This is a genomic window from Staphylococcus intermedius NCTC 11048 (assembly GCF_002902385.1).
Classification (GTDB): domain Bacteria; phylum Bacillota; class Bacilli; order Staphylococcales; family Staphylococcaceae; genus Staphylococcus; species Staphylococcus intermedius.
In genome coordinates this window covers 1-19,388 of the sequence record NZ_PPQH01000066.1, presented here as the reverse complement: position 1 = coordinate 19,388, position 19,388 = coordinate 1, and the positions used below count along the sequence as shown (strand labels likewise).

The following is a 19,388-nucleotide window of genomic DNA, read 5'->3' as shown; positions in this document are numbered from 1 at the left end:
TTATTAACCTCACCTAGAATATATTGAATACTAATTAAATTTAATACATTAAAGGGGCAAATGATATTAACTGAATATTAACTAGAAATTAAATTTATTACTTTCCTAGTTTATAGGTTTTCGGACATAATAATTTTCGGTTAAAACGCAAACCATCACAGCACATTTCTCTTTGAATGCATCCCTTTGAACAGATACAATCATCATAGAGAGACAAATTATCGAAAGCAGGCGATGCGTGATGTATTTATTAGAATTACAGCAATATGATACGCGACAAGTCGTAGGTATTTTCAAAACAGAAGCAGACGTGAAATCATGGCTAGTGGCAGTGGAAGGAATGAAGCGACATACAGAAACAGTAGAAGAGGCTCAGTTCGAAACGTATTATCTAGAATATGCGGACTTATCCGATTATCAAGAGGTACACTGGCAAAACAGTCAATATATTTTAAGTCGCTATGCATTCTCACCTGATGAAGGCGACATTGTTGCGGTTTACTATCCTATTGCGGTCCTGTCTGATACAACAGGCCTCGTACCTGGAGAAACAAAAGTCGGTGCTTACAGCATTCCAAATGAAGAAACACACGATTACATTACCGCATTCAATGAAATGAAAGCCTTTTTACATAGTCACTTTAAAAAAACACATCAAGACGTCGCGATAGTCGGTGAAGGTTCCGAAGACGGCGCATATTTAATGGTCGATGGTCGCTTCATTTGTCATGTCGAAGGGGCATTAGTCGATCAATGGCGAGAAAAAGCGTCAACCGAAGCATTTCTCAAAGCAAACCCTTTTCTATCATTGTAAAACAAAGCATGACCTTCATTTTTCAAAATTCATAGAACACAAAACCATTGCCTTGGATGAGAGACAATGGTTTTTTCATACATTCAGTGTGGGTAATGGTTTGATACGTCTTTTTTCCTTAATGCTAAATAAGCACCTAAACAAGCTAAAACAATCCCTAAAACCAAACTGATACTCAACTTGGACTCACCTAATAATACACTCGCAAGCCCACCAATAGCTGGAAACATTGCCACCATATAACTACTCTCCGAAGCGCCGATATTTTTAATCAATTTCAAATAAAATAGCCACGCAAGAAAAGATGCTAAAACCGATAAATAGAGCAGGCCTATCCAAAAATTCACGTCTGTAGGAACAGTATACTGTTGACCTCGGATTAATGTATAAAATAGTAAAAATAGAACTGCTCCCAGCATGCCTAACGTATTTGCAAGAACTGGGTGCGTCCCTCTGTTACTATTGAACAACGACAAGACATCCCCCACAGAAGTGATGATTGTGCCAAACATTGCCATCACTATCCCCATAATGAACGCGCTAGACAAATGGTTCAAATCAGGATACAAAATGACAATGACGCTGAGAACCCCTAAAAATCCTCCGATATAAATTTTAGGAGCGATAGGTTTTTTAAATACAATGCTGATGAGAACAGGCGTCAAAATAGACTTCATTGAAAAAATGAGCGTCACAATAGCTGCTGTACTATAAAACGTCCCGTAATAGAGCAACAAATAACTCACAGTAAAATTGCAAAGACCGAAGCCTATCACTGTTAACACATTCACATTATTTAGCGCAACACGTTGACGTAGTACCCATAGCAACACACTGAATAAAACGAATGCAATCACAGAGCGATAAAGGAGTGCCACTTCTAAGCTGACACTTTCCCCTTGTATTTTAACCGCTATAAAATTAAGACCCCAAATCAACATACAAAAAATATACATCGCAGCATTCATCGTCCCACTCCTATATTTCTTTAATCCATTCCAAGAGGTACTTCGCTTTGGTAAGGTTAAATTTTTAACTTAATTTAACAAGCCCAGTCAATTCTCTAATAAATGACTGAAAAGCACGTTGGGTGACATTCAGTTTAACCGCTACCCCTGCATCTGTACCTATATTGGAGTATAGCATGCCCGAATCATAGTGCACATAAAGTACCATCTCGCCGTCCTCAAGCGGAATCACAGTGAAATAAAGATCTGGTTCTAAAAACGAAATGTCTGTCATACCCGTTTTAAACTCTAATTGCTGCAGTTGTTGCAGATCACTTTCAAATGGCGCTAAATCTGTAGAAACACTTTGATTGTCGAACGTACTTTTCACTTTGAAATTAAATATTTTCTCACCTTCATCCTCTACTACGGATTCCAAATTAAACGTTACTGCAACGTGATTATATTTAAAAGCATTATCCTTTAAAGTGATTTCATATGCATTCAATGTCATTCCTTCTTTCTTGTTGTCGTTATTTTCTGAATTTTAGGTTGGGTTGATTGTATCCTCTCATCATTTTAAAGGCGCATCATTGTCAGCCCTTTTTGAAAACCTTTCAATTACACGCTACAATAAACGTATCAATGGGGATATGGGAGATAAATAACAATGTGGCAAAAATTAAGTATCACTTTACGTGTACGACTGATCAGCAACTTTTTTCAAGAACTCATTACAATGGCATTTTTACCCTTTATTGCATTATATTTAAGCGACTTAGCGAACCCCAAATTTGCGGGTATCTTTTTGACATTACTCGTCATCGCAAACTTTCCAGTGTCCATAGTAGGCGGACATCTTATCGAAACTTTTCCTAAAAAGAAAGCTGTACTTCTCTATCAAAGTATAATGGGCACAATGCTCTTATTCATGGCGTTAATCATGACGAACACACACCAAAGTATCGCTTTATTTTGTATTTGTTACGCGATATACAACATTGTTTGGGGACTGCAATATCCTGCAATGGACACTATTATCATGGATGCCATCACACCTGATAACGAAAATTTCATTTATAAAATCGATTATTGGCTGACGAACGTGGCAACTGCATTCGGCGCATTAATAGGTGGGCTTTTATACCATAACTATAAAGCGACACTATTATTCCTAGCGTTTTTTATATTTTTCGCTGTCTTTGGTGCACTGTGGAAATGGCTCCCTAAAGATGACCGTCGCTTTTCTAAAAATATCACTACCATTCACCCGATTCGAATCATTAAAAGTTATGAAAGCGTATTGAAAGATCGCCGGTTTATTTTAATGACACTCGGCTTTAGTATTTTGATGATGGGCGAGTTATCGGCATCATCATACATCGCAATTCGGTTGAAAGAGAGCTTCAATCCGATTCATATTGCGCAGTTAAACATCGATGGCGTCAAAATGTATTCGATATTGATGATTGTGAACACTGTCATTGTTATTTCCTGTACATACATCATTTCTAAATGGACTATACCGTACAATCAAAAGTATATTCTGTTGTACGGTATGATTATGTATGTCGTCGGTTATGCGAATGTCACCTATTTGAATCACTTTTATTTACTGATTGTATTCATGATTGTCGCAACGATTGGGGAAATCATTTACGTCCCTATTTTTGATGTCAATCGCTTTAAAATGATACCGGAAGATAAACGGGGAACCTACTCCGCTTTTAACTCATTAGGCTTTAACTTATCTGAACTTATGGCTCGTTTTGGTATATTATTAGGCGTATTTTTAACATCTTGGGGAATGGCGGTTTACATGCTTATCATCTTGAGTATTGGCGCTTATTGCATCTATAAAGCGATTTATGGGAGGTTTCAGCAGCGTTCCGTTTAAAAGGAGTATATACAATCATCGCGAGAATGAATTGCGTCGCTGAGGTTTTAATGCACTGAAAATTTCATTAACTAAAACTCATGAGAGAATAGGAAAAATAATTGCGTGGTTACTGACAATCAAAAGCGAAATACTATTGTCTAAAAATAATTTAGCACAACTCATGATCGCAAGCAAGTCAAATATGTAGGGCGTGGATGAAATCATGGGTTTTATTTTTGTGAACGAGATATATCATGAAAGTGATTTACTTTCAATATGAAGTGCTTTTTCACCTTATCTATATAGTAATCTACAGCTTTAATAATTTGATTTGAAAATTCATATAAAGACTCAACACTACACCTTTCGATATAGAGCCTTTAAGCACATTGTTTATTTCCTTAGTATAAATATAACAATATACAAAATATCTATTCGTTATTAGCATTAAATTCACCTTATTTTCTCAAAGCAAATCTAATTAATGAGAAGACCTTTCTTAAATTCAATACTTTTATATTATCAACTATTTAAGTTTTATAAAAAGCATATACAATGGATGGAGGTATTGTCATATTTACATCCACCTTATCAGTAAATATGCTATGGTATCTTCCAAATAGATCACGAGCTTTTAAACGGTCACTTGGCTTCATTGGTACATCAACGGTTTCTACATATTCGTTATATACAAGGTTCATACGTCCAGTGTCTGGATTACGCTCAAATGAACTTTTCTTAATGACAACCTCCTTAGTTTCCATCTCATCACCTATTGCAGATTGTGTTAAAAGATACAATGTTTCTTTTGTTGATAAAGTAGTATCGTCAATAATCTCATCTTTTTTACCTTTAATATATTCGTCCACTTTCTCTTGTCGTAATAGTCTACTGCCTGTTACGTGTGCACTATTCGGGCTATATCCTGCTTTTATAGCTCTTTGAGTAATGTTAAGTGTCTTAATATACTCATTCCCAAAACGTTCTTGTTTAGGCGTTAATTTGTCCATCATGTAACTGAGCAAATGGACAAAGATATGATGAATAAATTAGAAATGGTTGGGAGATAAATTGTTGACTCTTATCATTAAAGGTGCTAATATTCATCTATAAATAAGTTAACGCAACCCATGAGAGTAGACACCCCACCATAAGGGGATGAGCGAAATCATGGGTTTTTTGTATGAATTTTTATTGTAAGGGGAAATTATTGATGAAAATAGCCGTACTAGTCGATGGAGGATACTATCGAAAAAGAAGTCAAAATGTATTTGGAAAAGTTACAGCAAAAGAAAGAGCAGATGAGTTATATAAATACTGTAATCGACATTTAAAAGAAACACATTTTGGAACAGAAGTATATGCAGACTTATATAGAATTTTTTACTATGATTGTCCGCCTATTGATAAACAAGTATTCCACCCATTAAAACAAACGAATATCGACTTTACTAAAAGCGAAACAAAGCAATGGACCGAAGATTTTTTTAAGAGATATCAAAAAAACGTAAAGTAGCATTGAGATTAGGAGAGTTAAACGAGGCTACTGTGCATTATAATCTCAAACATACTAGCACTAAAAAATTAATGAATGGCAGTAAAGAAATAAATGAATTAGACGAGAAGGACTTTGCATTATCATTAGTTCAAAAAGGTGTGGACATGAAAATCGGGTTAGATATTGCCACCTTATCTTATAAAAAGCTAGTAGATAAAATCGTTTTAATCGCAGGAGATAGTGACTTTGTACCTGCTGCAAAGTTAGCGAGAACCGAAGGAATCGACTTCGTACTCGATTCGCTAGGTGCAGATATAAGAGATAGTCTTTCGTTACATATTGATGGGCGTAGGACATGTGACGAAAAATACATAAATAGAAATTGGCAATCAAAAAAAGATAAATAATAACTACTTTTCCTCACACTTTTCCTTTTTCTGCCCTTTTTTTAATTTAAAAATCATAAAAACAACCTCTTAAGCCTATGCCTAAGAGGTTTCTTCATTTTATATTATTCCCATTCTATGGTACTTGGGGGTTTTGATGTGATGTCATACACGACTCTGTTCACGTGATCGACTTCATTGACGATACGTGTTGAGATTTTTTGTAAGACTTCCCAATCGATGCGGGCAAAGTCACTTGTCATACCGTCGATAGATGTGACTGCACGGATACCGACTGTGTAATCATACGTACGGTAGTCGCCCATAACACCTACTGAACGGATGTCTGGTAACACAGTGAAGTATTGCCAAATTTCACGCTCTAAGCCTTCTTCACGAATCACTTCACGTAAGATGGCATCTGATTCACGAACGATTTCCAATTTGTCTTCTGTAATTTCACCTAAGACACGGATACCTAAACCTGGTCCTGGGAAAGGTTGTCTCCATACTAAATGTTCAGGAATACCGAGTTCGATACCTAATGCACGGACTTCATCTTTAAATAATGTGTTGATCGGTTCAATTAATTCGAATTCCATATCTTCAGGTAAGCCACCTACGTTATGATGTGACTTAATTGTTTGTGCTGTTTTCGTACCGGATTCAATCACATCTGTGTAAAGTGTCCCTTGCGCTAAGAAATCGACACCTTGTAATTTTGATGCTTCGTCGTCGAATACGTAAACAAATTCGTTACCGATAATTTTACGTTTCTTCTCTGGATCTGAAACGCCTTCTAGCTTAGACATGAAACGGTCTTTCGCGTTCACACGGATAATGTTCATGTTGAAACCTTCCGCGAACTGTTCCATCACCATGTCGCCTTCACCTTTACGTAATAAACCGTGGTCTACAAAGATACATGTCAACTGATCACCAATCGCTTTGTGTAATAATACAGCAACCACTGATGAATCAACGCCACCGCTCATTGCACAAAGGACGCGACGATCGCCGACTTTTTCACGAATTTTTTCGATTTCGATGTCGATAAAGTTTTCCATCGTCCATTCGCCTGTACATTCACAAACGCGGCGCACGAAGTTACGTAAAATGTCATTACCATACTCTGTGTGACGGACTTCTGGGTGGAATTGTACGCCATAGATACGACGTTTTTTATCTTCAATCGCAGCGTACTGTGTGCTTGGGCTGTCTGCAATCACTTCGAAGCCTTCTGGAATTTCGATGACTTTATCTGAATGGCTCATCCAAACCGTTTGCTCTTCTGGTAAACCGAAAAAGAGTTCATCTGATTTGGCGTTGATGATTGCTTTACCATATTCACGTTGGTTCGCACGTTCCACTCTACCGCCTAATATTTTAGTTGTCAGTTGCATGCCATAACAAATACCTAATACCGGTACGCCTAAGTTGTAAATTTCAGGGTCAATCGTAAACGCATCGTCTGCATATACTGAGTTTGGTCCACCTGATAAAATGATACCTTTTGGATTCATCTTTTTAATTTCTTCAATTGAAATCTCGTGGTCATGTAACTCACTGTATACGCCCATTTCACGAATACGACGTGTAATTAATTGGTTGTATTGACTACCAAAATCGAGGACAAGAATTAACTCTTGTTCTTTTGCCATTTCCATACTCTGTGTACTCCTTTATCAATTAGAATGAGTAGTTCGGTGACTCTTTAGTAATTTGAACATCATGTGGGTGACTTTCTGCTAAACCTGCTGCACTCATTTTTGTAAATTGTGCTTCATCGCGTAATGCTTTCAAGTTGGCTGAGCCTGTGTAACCCATACCACTCTTCACACCACCGATAAGTTGATAAATTGTATCAGCTAATGGTCCTTTGTAGTCGATACGGCCTTCTACACCTTCTGGCACGTATTTTTTAGGTGTTTTGTCTTCTTGGAAATAACGGTCGTTTGAACCACTTTCCATCGCACCTAATGAACCCATACCGCGGTATACTTTATATTGACGGCCTTGGAACATTTCTACCATACCTGGGCTTTCTTCAGTACCTGCAAGCAAGCTACCTAACATCACTGCGTAGCCACCTGCTGCTAATGCTTTCACGATATCGCCTGAGAATTTAATACCACCGTCTGCAATAATGGTTTTACCGTGATTGCGTGCTTCTGTCGCACAATCATAAATCGCTGTGATTTGAGGGACACCCACACCTGCAACGACACGTGTTGTACAGATTGAACCTGGTCCGATACCGACTTTAACAACGTCTGCACCTGCTTCGAACAATGCTTTTGTTCCTGATGCTGTCGCTACGTTACCAGCAATGACTGTAATTTCAGGGTATTTTTCTTTAATCGCACGCACTTGATTGATCACGCCTTGTGAGTGACCGTGTGCTGTATCGATGACCAATGCATCCACACCTGCTTCGACTAATTTTTGTGCACGGATATCTGTATCTTTCGCAATACCAATCGCTGCAGCTACAAGTAAACGACCGTGTGCATCTTTAGCTGAGTATGGGTATTCGTGTACTTTTTCAATGTCTTTAATTGTAATTAATCCTTGTAAGACACCATCTTCAACAAGCGGTAATTTTTCAATTTTGTGTGCTTGTAAAATTTCTTCCGCTTCTTGTAATGTTGTACCAACTGGAGCTGTGACTAAATCTTCTTTTGTCATGACATCAGAAATTTTAATTGAAAAGTCTTCAATAAATCTCAAGTCACGGTTTGTCAGGATACCAACAAGTTTACGTGATGTTTTATCGTCGACGATAGGCACACCTGAAATACGGTATTTGCCCATTAATGCTTCTGCTTCATAAACACTTTCTTCTGGTGTAAGGAAGAATGGATCTGTGATGACACCATTTTCTGAACGTTTAACTTTTTGTACTTCGTCTGCTTGGCGTTCGATGCTCATATTTTTATGAATCACACCTAAGCCACCTTGTCTTGCCATTGCAATCGCCATTTTAGACTCTGTTACTGTGTCCATACCCGCTGAAACTACAGGGATGTTTAACTTGATTTTGTCTGATAATTCTACACTTAAGTCGACTTCTTTCGGTAACACATTTGATTCTGCTGGGATTAAAAGTACATCATCAAAAGTGAGTGCTTCTTTTACAAACTTGTTTTCCCACATAACTATTGACAGCCTCCATTCATTTTTATACCTATTATTATTTCACATTTTCTTTGTTTTGTTGATAGTTTATACCATTAAAAAATAAATTCAAGATAATTGCTGACACCGTACCTAACACGATACCATTTTGTGTAAACCATGCGAATTGATCGCCAAGACCTTTGAAAGCTTCTGGTACTGCCGTAATGCCTGCGCCTAAACCAACTGAAATCGCAATGATTAATAAGTTGTTTTGGTTTTTAAAGTTAATATCAATCAGAATACGTACACCATATGCCATCACCATACCAAACATGGCAAGCATTGCGCCACCAAGTACAGATAATGGAATAATATTCGCTAGTGCCCCAAGTTTCGGAATACAGCCACAAATGACGAGTAAAATCACCATGCCGTAAATGACATCATTCTTTTTAACACCTGATAACGACACTAAACCAACATTTTGAGAATAAGCCGTATAAGGAAAGGCGTTAAAAATTGAACCTAATGTAATCGCAATCCCTTCAGCCATATAACCTTTTCTGAAATCTTTACGCTCGAGTTCTTTTCCTGTAATCTTGCTCAAGGCATGATACACACCTGTAGATTCGATTAAGCTGACTAATGCGACGATGAAAAAGACGATCGTTGCACCGACATCAAAAGAAAAGCCTGTGAATCTGAATGGTTTCGGTAGTTCAAACCAGTTCGCTTGCCCGACTTGTGCAACATCAACGAGACCAAATACACTTGCTAAAATCGTACCGAAAACTAAACCAAGTAAAATCGCAATCGACTTTAAAAATCCTTTTGCAAAACGCTGTAACAGTAAAATCATCACGAGTGTCGCAAAACCAAGTAAAATATGTTTCGGATCACCGTAATCTTTTGCGCCCTGTCCCCCTGCTAAATAATTCATTGCAACGGGCATTAATGTAATCCCAATGATGGTCACCACACTCCCCGTCACGACTGGCGGGAACAATTTAACTAATGATGCGAAAAACGGTGCGATGACAATGACCAATAGTCCTGATAGAAAGAGTGAGCCGTATAACACGTCAATCCCTTTCGTTTGGCCGATTAAAATCATTGGTGCAACTGCTGTAAAGGTACATCCTAATACGACTGGCAACCCAATGCCGATACCGCGATAAACTTGAAGGAACGTCGCAACCCCACACATAAAAATATCCACTGTCACTAAGTAAGCAATTTGTTCAGGTGTAAAGTTCAAACTTGTTCCTACTATTATAGGGACAAGAATGGCATCTGCATACATTGCGAGTAAATGTTGTAAACTTAATAAAAATCGCTTCATGATTCTGTATCTCCTACTAATGTCACTTTGTTACCTGTTAATGAAGCGACTTGGCATAATGATGACACCGTTAAGCCTGCTTCTTCTAAACGTGAGCGGCCTTGTTGGAAACTTTTCTCCACTAAAATACCCACGCCGACTGTTGTTGCGCCAGCTTGTTCAACTAAACGATGTAGCCCTAATGCTGCTTCACCGTTCGCTAAAAAGTCATCAATAATTAACACTTTGTCATCAGCAGACAAAAACTCTTCCGAAACGATGACTGTATTCGTTTTGTTCTTAGTAAACGAGTGCACATCTGTTTGGTAATAGCCTGCATTTAACGTGCTTGGCTTCGCTTTTTTGGCAAATAGACAAGGTACATCAAAACGATGCGCGGCCATGATTGCGGGTGCAATGCCCGATGCCTCAATAGTCAGAATTTTTGTCACACCTTGATCTACAAACTGTTCATAAAAGGTTTGACCAATATCGTACATCAAAGCTGCATCAATTTGGTGGTTTAAAAATCCGTCAACTTTAAGAATCTTTTCATCAATCACGACGCCATCTTCAATGACCTTTCTTCTCAATGCGTCCACTCCAATTCCTCCTCGAAAAAGATATCAAAAAAACCCAAAACTAAAGAATAGCGTTTCAGGTATACGAGTAAGAGTCATACAATTGTAAAGTGGCACTATGTCACGTCTAAAGCCCTATTGTAGTGATGTGCGGAGAATATGGATACCGTACATAGATAGGCATTGATACAGCGCGTTACATATTACATAGATGTCCCATTACTCATAGTCATGTCGTTTAAGGCAACATGGTAGAAACTTCTAAAGCCGTATTCTTCAGATTATATGAGCGTGATAAATTATTACATGATGATAGCAAATTTAAGGTGGTTGCGCAATACTATCGTCCTAAATCAAATGTTTTCAGAACTTTATGTAAATTCTTGCTTATTCACATTGTAAAGGCCATAATAATAATGTAACCGTTTAACACTTGAATAATACGGGTAGATACACATAAAACATGAGCGGGAGGTTCCTAGTATGACACTTTATAAAATCTCAAAATGTGAAATTAAACGCAGTGAAGATGAAGCAGTTCAATTTGTAGATCAATTATTAAAAGAAGGTATTGAAGAAAACCAAATCGTCGTATTAAGCAAAGACAAACTGAACACGGATCGCTTTCATGATTCTCAAATTCAACATAAAACAACGACTGGCACGATTAGTGAGAAATTCATGCGCTTTTTCATTGGTGAAGACGGCGAAGAAGCTGCATTAGCAAAATTTGATTTCACTGAAAAACAAAAAGAAGATCTGAAGCAAGACCTTTTAAATAACAAAATCGTGGTGATGGTTCAAGACCTAAAATACAAACAAGATGAATATGAAAACAACAATGTCGCGGACCAACGACAACAAGATAAACATGCACCATCTGAACATCACGGTGAGATTGAGTAATCATCTCACGTATTTCTTATAGTCATGATGACTTCATCCAAGATTTCATTTAACTTTCATACACGCTGCTGTATTGAAAGGATCAAGTCTTGGGTGAATTTTTTATTTCTGTAGTTTGACCTTCCAATCTACCCGTTAATTGTGCTATTTCTTTCTCTATATATGCTATACTAAAGCCATTAAGAGAGGTGAAGTGACATGCATTTTGTACATATTCAATCAACTCAAGATCAATGGTATGTCCCAGCATTAGAATTTTATATGGATAAACTAGACCCCCTCGTAACAGAAGACGAATCCGTATTTGAACAATCCTTAAAAACTGAAAAAACACAACATGATTTCGTATTTCTCGTAGGTATAGAAAACGATGAAGTTGTCAGTTTTGCGACAGCGCATTACGAAGCCACAACCAATGTAGGCTTTTTAGTCTATCTCTTGAGTCAGCCCGGTGATAATTGTGAACAGTATCTTAAAACCACCCTTGAGCAAATCGAAAAAGATGTGAATCAGCTTTCTAATCAACTCCACGGTCGAGATGTGAATTTCTTCATGTTCGAGTCGACATTTGAATCGCACGATGTGGACACGGAAACGGCTGATAAAATTGCATTCCGTCGTCGCTTTTTAATGCAACACGGTTATGAAAAACAAAATGAGATTACCTATTTACAACCCTCATTGAATCGCAAGGGCAAACCCGTACCGATGGAGTTGTATATTAAAGCGAATATTCCTCTAACGAAAGATATTTACGGCACGAGCATTAAATCTGCCTATATTATTAAATACGTTTTTGCGAACCGGATCCCAAGACATGTGATTTATCCGTTACTCGTTAAAATGGATTTACGCAAAGAACCTTATGCCTAAGCCCTTGAAATCAACCGTTAAAGCCGTTACAATGATATAGAGGTAAGACTGAAGGGTCACTGAACGCACACTACCGACAGTCTAAAAACATGAGAGAAAGGACCTAATGGCATATGCTAACAAAAGAATTTGCTCAACGCTCTGAGCTGAGTGAAAAACAAGTCCGTAAAATTGTACAACATCTTGAAGAACGCGGTTATCATTTAAACAAGACTGAATATCGTGGGCGTGAAGCGACAGACTTTCAAGAAGAAGATATCGAACTCTTCCAAGAAATTGCTGAACGTGTTGCACAAACGAACAGTTACGAACTTGCTTTCGAAGCGCTCGAAAAAGAAAAAGACTTTTTACAAGTCATCGTTAAAGACAATGATCAACAATTACCTGCTGACCAACAAGTCCCACAATTAATTCAAGAATTACGTCATGAAATTAATCAAATGCGTGAAGAACGTCAAATGTTAGGTCAAATGGTCTCACAAGTGCATCAACAACAAGAAGAATTAAAAGCATTACAACAGAAGTTACATACAGAATTGGAAACGAACAACAAGTCTCTTGAAGCGTTGACTACTGCACAGCAACAACAAACTGAGCAATTGTCAAAAACACAAGAAACGATTGAAACACAAACGAAAGAACATCAAGAGCTTGCGGAAACAATCCAACGCAATGAGAAAAAAGGGTTTTTCCAACGTCTATTTGGTGGTTAAATAAAATCTATGATAGGCTAAGTCATGTAAAAGATGTCACGTTTCAATTTGACATCCGTTCAAGTTGTATCATGAATCATTATTAAAAAATCATAAGCTAGGGGTGCTCGAGGTGAGCTGAGAAAGATGATATCTTAACTCTTTGAACCTGACGTGGTTAGAACCAACGAAGGGAAGCGCAATATGACGACGAAATAGTCTCAAGGTTAATGGTGTATCATCACATTATTTCAATCATATATGCATTCCTCTTGCATCCTTTTATGCAGGAGGTCTTTTTTTATGAAACAAACACTGATTATTGGTGCAGGTGTCATGGGATTATCTATTGCACGCCAACTTGATGCCAAACATCGTCATATCCGTATCATTGATCGTTCCACCCCACGAATGAACGCATCTTATGCAGCGGGTGGCATGTTAGGCGCACAAAATGAATTTTTTGAAGACACCCCACTTTATCGACTCGCCATGAAAAGTCGTGCGATGATGCCTGAATTAGCTCAAGCACTTGAACGAGAAACAGGCATCAACATAGAATATCAACAATACGGGCTCATCAAAGTCGCTTCCGAACAACAAGATGTTCAAGCAGTGCATCAACAATTCCAGTTTTTACACCATCATGACCACACTGTGACCCAACTGTCGACACAACAATTGACTCGACGGTTCCCCCATCTTGATCCATCACAAAGTGCCGCGTTTAAAATTCAAGACGACGGCCAAATTAATGCGAATATTTACACCCAAGCGCTCATTGCCTCAGTGACGAAACGCTCTCATATCGAATTGATGACCCACACCGAAGTGCACACGCTTCAACATTTAGAGCACGGTTATCGCGTTGAGACGTCAAAAGGCACGTTTGATGCAGACGAACTCATTATTGCAGCAGGTGCGTGGAGTGGCACGTTACTACAACAATTAGGTTTCGAATTACCGACACATCCCGTCAAAGGTGATGTTAAACTCATTGCGTCTGATTACAGCGGTCTAAAAGAAACCATTTTTAATATGAACGGTTGCTATATCGTTCCCAAACGTCCAAATCGCTTCTTAATTGGTGCTACGTCCGATTATGATTGTTGGGAAACTGAGAATAACGCTGACAATCTGGCTTGGCTTGATCGAGAAAGCTTGAACATGATTCCCGCATTGCAATCGCACCATGTCATTAAAACTTGGACAGGTATTCGTCCCATCACTGAAGATGAAGTACCTCTTATGGGAGAAGTCGCGCCACAACTTTTCGTCACGACGGGTCATTATCGGAATGGGATTTTACTGTCACCGATTGCCGGACTATTGATGGCGCAGCTCGTTGATGGAGACGCAAATGCACGTGCACAACTCCATTCATTCAAACCTCAAATCAAGCAAATATAAAAAATATATCTTGATTTTACGTTCCCTTACTATTATCCTATTATAGAAGTCGGAATTAAAAAGGAAGCGTATCTATGTCTGTATTTTTAATTATTATTAACTTAATTATTTTTCTTCTTGCCTTGATGAGCCTGTGGGTGATGGCTAAAAAACACGTCAAATTTCCAAAACGCGTGTTCTTTGCGCTAGGTTTAGGGATTGTATTAGGTCTCCTACTCCATCTCATTTATGGTGTAGAAGGTCAAGTGACGACACAAACAACAGATTGGGTCGGCTTAATTGGGAATGGGTATATTGCATTACTACAAATGATTGTCATTCCACTTATTTTTGTTTCTATTGTCGCAGCATTTACGAAAATTGATATTGGAGAAAAGTTTGCGAAAATGGGCAGCTTAATCTTCATGTTTCTCATTGGTACAGTGACGATTGCCGCAATTGTCGGTATCATCTATGCATTGGCATTCAATTTAGATGCCTCTAGTATTGACTTAGGCCAAGCAGAAAATGCTCGTAGCGCCGAAATTGCTGATAAAGCGAAAGGGTTGACCGCGACAACTTTACCAACACAAATTTTAGAATTGTTACCATCAAATCCATTTTTAGATTTCACAGGTGCACGTGCAACTTCTACCATTGCAGTCGTGATTTTTGCCGCATTTGTAGGCTTTGCATTTTTACGTGTCGCGCGTAAACAGCCTGAAAGTGGTCAAACTTTAAAACGTGGTATTGACGCCGTTTATGCACTTGTGATGGCAATCGTCACATTTGTATTGCGTCTAACACCTTATGGGATTTTGGCGATTATGATTAACACGATTGCAACGAGTGACTTTGCTGCAATCTGGACACTCGGTAAATTCGTCATTGCGTCTTATGCTGCACTGATTACAATGTACATCATTCACTTGATTATTTTAGCAGTTATTGGGGTCAACCCAGTTCAATATGTGAAAAAGACAGCTGAAGTTATTTTATTCGCGTTCACTTCACGTTCAAGTGCTGGTACATTGCCTTTAAATGTTCAAGCACAAACGAATCGTCTCGGTGTCCCACAAGCGATCGCAAACTTCTCGGGCTCATTCGGACTGTCTATCGGACAAAATGGCTGTGCGGGAATTTACCCTGCCATGCTTGCGATTATGGTCGCGCCTGTCGCAGGTGTTGAAGTGAATTTACAGTTCATCGTAACAGTCATTATCGTCGTTGTATTAAGTTCATTCGGTGTCGCAGGTGTTGGTGGCGGTGCAACGTTCGCCTCAATCCTTGTCTTATCTGCATTGAACTTACCGGTTGGTCTTGCGGGTGTCTTAATTTCAGTCGAACCACTGATTGATATGGGTCGTACAGCACTCAATGTGAATGACTCTATCTTAGCGGGAACTGGCACTGCAAAACTAACAAAACAACTCGATGAAGATATTTTCCATTCAAACCATATGGACGAATTAACAGCACAGCATTAGACGATTGTGTAGCAATACAAAAAACGGCAAGTGTCATCAAAGGTTTTATCCTTTCATGATGTTTGCCGTTTTCTTATTGTTTGGAAAGTGTCTTTACGCTTCTTGAATGTATTTTATCGTACGCTCGCCCTTTTGAATCGTTACACTTTTAATTCATTCATTTTTCACCTTCACCTTTTTAGGCCACTTTGAAAAATCATGAATATATTCTATGTGAAAGACGTATGCACCTTTGTGAATCATTTTTACATGATCAGACTGGGCATCATAGCCACCGAAATTCAAGCGATATTTGAGTGGTTCCCCCGATTCCTCGTAGGCTTGAATATCCACATACGTCTGTGTTCCTAATGGTACCACTGCATAAGCCGTCTCCTTTTTCAAAAACGGATTAAAGTAATCGACATACGGAATACGTACAAAAGCTAAAAATAAACTACATACAATTAAGATAGCTGCAATCGACATCAGTACATTTTTCATCTATATGTAAGCCCCCTCATCAATGTATTAAATTGTTTTCCAAAGACTGGATGTAAGCCCATTGAATGACGAATTGAAATAGCAAAATCACGCCAAATATCGCTTTGGTACGCTTTATGAACTATAACGACATTAAAAATAGGATTATTCACATGCGCGTGATGATATCTCATAAATGTTTCATCCACTTCATGACTCACCTTCAAAACAGTTCTTGCTCGCTTTCACAACATAAAAACATTTCATTATTTCTATACACTTTAATCTTAATTAAATTAAATTTAAAACACAACTTATTTCTATGTTTAATAGGTAAAAATTTTTCACAGCCTTTTCTAATGAGATGAAGTGTGCGAAAACTTGTCATGTTATCAACATTCATAAACAGCGAAATACTGTGCAACGTAAAAAAAGAGGCTCAGAACATTACATAATGTCCCTGCCTCTATACCACTCATAGACGTATCATCTATTAGTGATGATAAAACAGTCAAAAAGTGAAAATGAAATTGATGTAAAAATTGGTTGCTATTGAGTTATTTTATTTCAGAAACTTGCCCCCTTACCTTCCTGTAATTGAAAAAAGATTGCCAGAAGGCTGAGACTCCTGAGGGATGAAGTTGAAAACAAAATAATTTCATTTAATTTTGATGATGGCTACTGTTTATCGCAGTAGCTGTCTGACTTCTCAATGCATAATCTTTTGAGAAGTCTAGTCAGCCTTGCGGGGGCAGTACTACGAAATCTTTGTTGTACATGAGATTTCTGTACTGCTCCCAAAATCCACTAACGCTACCACATCTTTAAATGAAAGCGTTAGTTAGTTGAAGGGCCAGCCCCTAGGAAACGCGAAGCCTTGGGGCAATCGAAAACGTCAAACCTTAAGAAGGGGAAGATAAATAAGATACCGCATCAATTGCATCAAAAAATTTTATGCCCCTGCCTCATTTCACTGTTCAACTTATTTTTTATTAAACCCTGACATTTGCAACCAATCATTCATCTCTAATCGCTGCTTACTACTCATAAAGCCAGCAATTTGATCAGACCAAGTTTCATCACGTTTACCTTGTGTGCGTTCTTGATAATATTCAGAAACAGTTTGATCGTAAGCTTCAATTTGTTGAGACAATTCAGCATCATCTTGGTTGTACGTATCCACATGGAAAACATGTGATAACGGGAGACGTGGTTTCGGCGTGCCATTTTCATCATCTGCTGGTTCACCAATGGCCATACCAAACAATGGGAAGACATGTTCAGGTAAATTTAAAATTTCGCGTACACGTTGGACATCGTTACGCAATGAACCGAGATATACAATACCGTAACCCATATCTTCTGCAGTCAATGCAATGTTTTGAGCAGCTAAGGCAGCGTCCACTGTACCGACTAATAGCCCTTCCGCCGATTCAAAACTTGCTTCCATGTCTGCATTCATTTTTTCGTTCACGAGTTGATGGCGATGGTAATCAATCACATACACGAGTAAGTATCCATTTTCAACGACGTAAGGCTGACCTGAGACTTCTCTCAGTGCTTCTTTCTTTTCAACAGATTCTACCCCAATAAATGATGTCGTTTGTAAATAGCTTGATGTAGATGCCATTTGTCCTGCTTCAATTAACTTTTCTATCGTTTTTCGTTCAATCGGTGTTGATTTAAATTTTCGCACTGAATGATGACGTTTCGCCAAATTATACACATATTCTGACATAAAAACACTCCTAACATCCTTTTCTTTATCGTAACACTTGCCCTAGTAAAACGCATGCCTCTTGCATTATATCCTTTAAATATTTATCATAATAATAACAATATTCTGATAAAAGGAGTGAGGATATGTCCAATCCATTAGTTAATCAACTTTTTAATGCATATCAAACACATACAGCTGTCCCCTTTCTCAATCCAGAACATGAGATTGATGAAGTGAAAGGGTATGAACTTCAAGCGCAACTCGTCGATCAATTAGCCACTGCACATGAAAGTCACGTTCGTGGATATAAGGTAAGTATGACAAGTGCCGAAACACAAGCTTATGCCAATACACACGAACCTGCATATGGCACATTGTTAAGCCATGTTGTTAAAGATTCTCAAGCGCACATCAGCTTATCGAACTTATTCGCACCGTTAATCGAGCCGGAACTCGTCTTTGTGCTCACTGAAGATCTTTCAGCATCGCCTACAATTGAAGAAATTGTCGCTGCATCTCATATTGCGCCTGCGATTGAAATTCCTGATGCACGCTACATCGACTGGTTTCCAAACTTTACATTAGGAGACTTACTTGCTGACAACACTGCAACAGGGTTACTCGTGATGGGCACACCTGTAGCAAATGTCAGTGTTGAAACTTTAGGAGACATTACAATGACCTTAAAATATAACGGTGAAGCCACACATACAGGCCATTCCACAGCCGTTTTAGGTCATCCTGCAAAGGCGGTTCAATGGTTGGCACAAAAATTAAGTACGCATGGCAAGCGCTTAACGAAAGGCATGGTCATTTCATCAGGTACATTTATCACGCCTATTCCTGCACAACCTGGCTCTTATCACATCGAATATAGCAGTATTGGTGAAGTTCAAGCCACAATAGAATCATAATGAGACGCGCTACATCTTACGGTAAAGTAACACGACCGAAAAATGTAGCGTTTTTTATTTTGACGATGCTTTTTCATTATAAATCCCCTTTTACAATCTATTACTTAATTGAGAATGAAAGCATATAAATGATATTCAAAAATTCTACTCAGTCACTCAATTCCATTTTTTATATTATATTTAACAATTGTAATATCATCCTTACTTTAAGTAGAAAAATGTGTTAAAACATCACCAAATGTGACTGAATTGTGATCAAAAAGTGGCGTTTTTACTGTATTCAGTCATTATTGCATACATTACGTCAAAATCAAAATTAATTATGAAAGCGCTTTATTTTATAGTCTATAATAATATTTTGTATTTATTTGACGTAACGATTGTTCCATGTCATAATAT

19 protein-coding genes and 2 riboswitches are annotated in these 19,388 nt (G+C 38.1%); of the genes, 10 read left to right on the top strand and 9 right to left on the bottom strand.

Annotated features, from left to right (window positions below):
* Positions 1 to 241 precede the first annotated feature (241 nt).
* Positions 242 to 814, top strand: a complete 573-nt coding sequence (locus tag CD138_RS11880) for a hypothetical protein (RefSeq protein ID WP_019169167.1) — start codon at positions 242 to 244, stop codon at positions 812 to 814.
* Positions 815 to 897: 83 nt separating this feature from the next.
* On the opposite strand, the gene CD138_RS11875 is transcribed toward CD138_RS11880, so the two are convergent.
* Positions 898 to 1,782 carry a DMT family transporter gene (locus tag CD138_RS11875; RefSeq protein WP_019169168.1) on the bottom strand — a complete coding sequence of 295 codons (885 nt, stop codon included), beginning with the start codon at positions 1,780 to 1,782 and terminating at the stop codon, positions 898 to 900.
* Between the two features lie 64 nt (positions 1,783 to 1,846).
* The gene (locus tag CD138_RS11870; protein WP_241522732.1) at positions 1,847 to 2,275 is read right to left on the bottom strand and encodes a hypothetical protein; all 429 of its coding nucleotides are present in this window, start codon (positions 2,273 to 2,275) and stop codon (positions 1,847 to 1,849) included.
* A gap of 156 nt (positions 2,276 to 2,431) precedes the next feature.
* On the opposite strand from CD138_RS11870, the gene CD138_RS11865 reads away from it, so the two are divergent.
* Entirely contained in the window at positions 2,432 to 3,658 is a 1,227-nt protein-coding gene (locus tag CD138_RS11865) for an MDR family MFS transporter (RefSeq protein ID WP_019169170.1), read from the top strand.
* A 512-nt stretch (positions 3,659 to 4,170) separates the two neighbouring features.
* On the opposite strand, the gene CD138_RS11860 is transcribed toward CD138_RS11865, so the two are convergent.
* Positions 4,171 to 4,650, bottom strand: a complete 480-nt coding sequence (locus CD138_RS11860; protein WP_026066905.1) for a terminase small subunit — start codon at positions 4,648 to 4,650, stop codon at positions 4,171 to 4,173.
* Positions 4,651 to 4,853: 203 nt separating this feature from the next.
* Here CD138_RS11860 and CD138_RS14715 point away from each other — a divergent pair, with 203 nt between their 5' ends.
* Positions 4,854 to 5,156, top strand: a complete 303-nt coding sequence (locus CD138_RS14715; RefSeq protein ID WP_238310441.1) for a PIN domain-containing protein — start codon at positions 4,854 to 4,856, stop codon at positions 5,154 to 5,156.
* 2 nt (positions 5,157 to 5,158) lie between these two features.
* Positions 5,159 to 5,545: an NYN domain-containing protein gene (locus CD138_RS14710; protein WP_241522242.1), complete on the top strand. Its 387-nt coding sequence runs from the start codon at positions 5,159 to 5,161 to the stop codon at positions 5,543 to 5,545.
* Between the two features lie 104 nt (positions 5,546 to 5,649).
* Here the strand turns inward: CD138_RS14710 and guaA are convergent, their stop codons facing one another.
* The 4 genes from guaA to xpt are packed head-to-tail and all read right to left on the bottom strand — an operon-like array spanning position 5,650 to position 10,567.
* Positions 5,650 to 7,191: a glutamine-hydrolyzing GMP synthase gene (guaA, locus tag CD138_RS11850; protein WP_019169172.1), complete on the bottom strand. Its 1,542-nt coding sequence runs from the start codon at positions 7,189 to 7,191 to the stop codon at positions 5,650 to 5,652.
* Positions 7,192 to 7,213: 22 nt separating this feature from the next.
* Positions 7,214 to 8,680 carry an IMP dehydrogenase gene (gene guaB / locus CD138_RS11845; protein ID WP_019169173.1) on the bottom strand — a complete coding sequence of 489 codons (1,467 nt, stop codon included), beginning with the start codon at positions 8,678 to 8,680 and terminating at the stop codon, positions 7,214 to 7,216.
* A gap of 37 nt (positions 8,681 to 8,717) precedes the next feature.
* Positions 8,718 to 9,986, bottom strand: coding sequence for a xanthine permease PbuX (gene pbuX, locus CD138_RS11840; protein ID WP_019169174.1), 1,269 nt, complete (start codon positions 9,984 to 9,986; stop codon positions 8,718 to 8,720).
* Positions 9,983 to 10,567, bottom strand: a complete 585-nt coding sequence (gene xpt, locus CD138_RS11835) for a xanthine phosphoribosyltransferase (RefSeq protein WP_019169175.1) — start codon at positions 10,565 to 10,567, stop codon at positions 9,983 to 9,985. The genes pbuX and xpt overlap by 4 nt, the downstream gene beginning before the upstream one ends.
* Positions 10,568 to 10,752: 185 nt before the next feature.
* A riboswitch (purine riboswitch) is annotated at positions 10,753 to 10,855 on the bottom strand.
* Positions 10,856 to 11,029: 174 nt separating this feature from the next.
* Between xpt and CD138_RS11830 the strand changes: the two genes are divergently transcribed.
* The 5 genes from CD138_RS11830 to CD138_RS11810 all read left to right on the top strand — a co-directional run bounded on the left by CD138_RS11830 (position 11,030) and on the right by CD138_RS11810 (position 15,893).
* Positions 11,030 to 11,452, top strand: a complete 423-nt coding sequence (locus CD138_RS11830; protein WP_019169176.1) for a general stress protein — start codon at positions 11,030 to 11,032, stop codon at positions 11,450 to 11,452.
* Positions 11,453 to 11,650: 198 nt separating this feature from the next.
* Positions 11,651 to 12,325, top strand: a complete 675-nt coding sequence (locus tag CD138_RS11825; protein WP_019169177.1) for a hypothetical protein — start codon at positions 11,651 to 11,653, stop codon at positions 12,323 to 12,325.
* A 113-nt stretch (positions 12,326 to 12,438) separates the two neighbouring features.
* Positions 12,439 to 13,038 carry a hypothetical protein gene (locus CD138_RS11820; protein ID WP_019169178.1) on the top strand — a complete coding sequence of 200 codons (600 nt, stop codon included), beginning with the start codon at positions 12,439 to 12,441 and terminating at the stop codon, positions 13,036 to 13,038.
* A gap of 89 nt (positions 13,039 to 13,127) precedes the next feature.
* Positions 13,128 to 13,230: riboswitch (TPP riboswitch) on the top strand.
* A gap of 90 nt (positions 13,231 to 13,320) precedes the next feature.
* Positions 13,321 to 14,427 carry a glycine oxidase ThiO gene (thiO, locus tag CD138_RS11815; RefSeq protein WP_019169179.1) on the top strand — a complete coding sequence of 369 codons (1,107 nt, stop codon included), beginning with the start codon at positions 13,321 to 13,323 and terminating at the stop codon, positions 14,425 to 14,427.
* A gap of 74 nt (positions 14,428 to 14,501) precedes the next feature.
* Positions 14,502 to 15,893, top strand: a complete 1,392-nt coding sequence (locus CD138_RS11810; RefSeq protein WP_019169180.1) for an L-cystine transporter — start codon at positions 14,502 to 14,504, stop codon at positions 15,891 to 15,893.
* Between the two features lie 153 nt (positions 15,894 to 16,046).
* Here CD138_RS11810 and CD138_RS11805 read toward each other — a convergent pair whose 3' ends face one another.
* Together CD138_RS11805 and nfsA are read right to left on the bottom strand one after the other, a co-directional pair.
* On the bottom strand, positions 16,047 to 16,376 hold the full coding sequence (locus tag CD138_RS11805) for a YxeA family protein (protein ID WP_019169181.1): 330 nt from the start codon (positions 16,374 to 16,376) through the stop codon (positions 16,047 to 16,049).
* 961 nt (positions 16,377 to 17,337) lie between these two features.
* Positions 17,338 to 18,093, bottom strand: a complete 756-nt coding sequence (gene nfsA / locus CD138_RS11795) for an oxygen-insensitive NADPH nitroreductase (RefSeq protein WP_019169183.1) — start codon at positions 18,091 to 18,093, stop codon at positions 17,338 to 17,340.
* A gap of 125 nt (positions 18,094 to 18,218) precedes the next feature.
* Between nfsA and CD138_RS11790 the strand changes: the two genes are divergently transcribed.
* On the top strand, positions 18,219 to 18,989 hold the full coding sequence (locus tag CD138_RS11790; RefSeq protein WP_019169184.1) for a 2-keto-4-pentenoate hydratase: 771 nt from the start codon (positions 18,219 to 18,221) through the stop codon (positions 18,987 to 18,989).
* Positions 18,990 to 19,388 lie beyond the last annotated feature (399 nt).